The organism is Paraburkholderia elongata, assembly GCF_013177735.1.
Classification (GTDB): Bacteria; Pseudomonadota; Gammaproteobacteria; order Burkholderiales; family Burkholderiaceae; genus Paraburkholderia; species Paraburkholderia elongata.
This window is the reverse complement of record NZ_WOEZ01000207.1, coordinates 1-1,270: the sequence shown is the minus strand read 5'-3', so window position 1 is coordinate 1,270 and position 1,270 is coordinate 1. Positions and strand designations below refer to the sequence as shown.

The window sequence follows — 1,270 nt, the reverse complement described above, 5'->3', positions numbered from 1 at the left end:
GACGTTCAACTGGTACTGGCTCGTCGACGGACTGATGACCGCCGGCTTTTCCGTCCATCTGGCCAACACGGCGGCTATCAAGCAGTACGAGGGCCTGAAGTATGCCGGCGACGAGCGCGACGCCGTCTTCCTCGCTCACATCTTCCGGCTCGGACTGCTACCTGAAGGCTACATCTATCCGCCGCAGGAGCGCGGGTTGCGTGACCTCGCGCGCAAGCGCATGCAGCTTGTACAGCAACGCACCCTGCACATCCTGAGTATCGAAAGCCTGCTGGCTAGGCAGCTCAACCTGCGCATGAACGGCGACCATGTCCAACGTCTCGACGACGCGGCGGTACACGCACTTGCGCTGCCCCCGCATGTCGAGCGCTCGTTAATGGCGAACCTGGCGGTGCTGCGCACGCTGCGTGTGGAGATTGCTTGCCTCGAAACCATCCTCCATCAGGAAGTGAAATTGCGCGCGGAGTTCCAGATCCTGAAGACCACTCCCGGAATCGGCGATGTGCTTGCCGCAACGATCATGCTCGAGACAGGGACGATCAACCGATTTCCGGGCGTCGGTCACTTTAGCTCTTACTGCCGGTGCGTCGAGAGCAAGCGGATCTCCAACGGGAAGAAAAAGGGCGAAGGCAATGCGAAGAACGGCAACAAGTATCTCGCCTGGGCGTTCATTGAAGCCGCCGCAGTGGCGCTACGCTGCTGCCCACAGGCTAGACTGTTTTATGAACGAAAGAAGGCAAAGCGGCTGCCGGTCGTCGCGATGAAGGCACTTGCGCACAAGCTGGCGCGCGCGGCCTATTACATGATGCGTGATGGCAAACCCTTCGAGGTTAAACGATGCTTTAGCTAAGTTTGGCGGGGGGGCCGCGAGCCCGGTAATTGTGTTGGTTTGAACCCAGTGGATTGATTGGGCGCAGCCCCCGGCCATCCCGATGCAGCGAACCCTGAGACGCCCAGACCATGAGCCGATAACAGTCTGGTGCCCGCACATGGGTAACCCTGGAATTGTCATGTACTCCTGGACATTGGCCTGGTACCGACGGTTTTCTGGAGCTCGATATGAGCCAGGGGCAAACGCCAGCTCAACGACGCTTGCCTTGATCCCGATGGGTGACTGGTGCGGATCAGTTCCCCAACCGCACAGACGAGAAACCGGACGCGTCATCAAGCTTCGCATCACCAGGATGACCAAAAGGAATACAACAATGCAAGGCCTGACCCTTGAGGAGAGAGATATACCCCTTTACTCCGGCCTTTCAATGGGTGACAC

Annotated in this window: 1 protein-coding gene; it reads left to right on the top strand. The window is 58.8% G+C overall.

From position 1 onward, the window contains the following. On the top strand, positions 1-850 hold an 850-nt coding region (locus tag GNZ13_RS36775; RefSeq protein WP_172173983.1), incomplete at its 5' end, for an IS110 family RNA-guided transposase. Positions 851-1,270 lie beyond the last annotated feature (420 nt).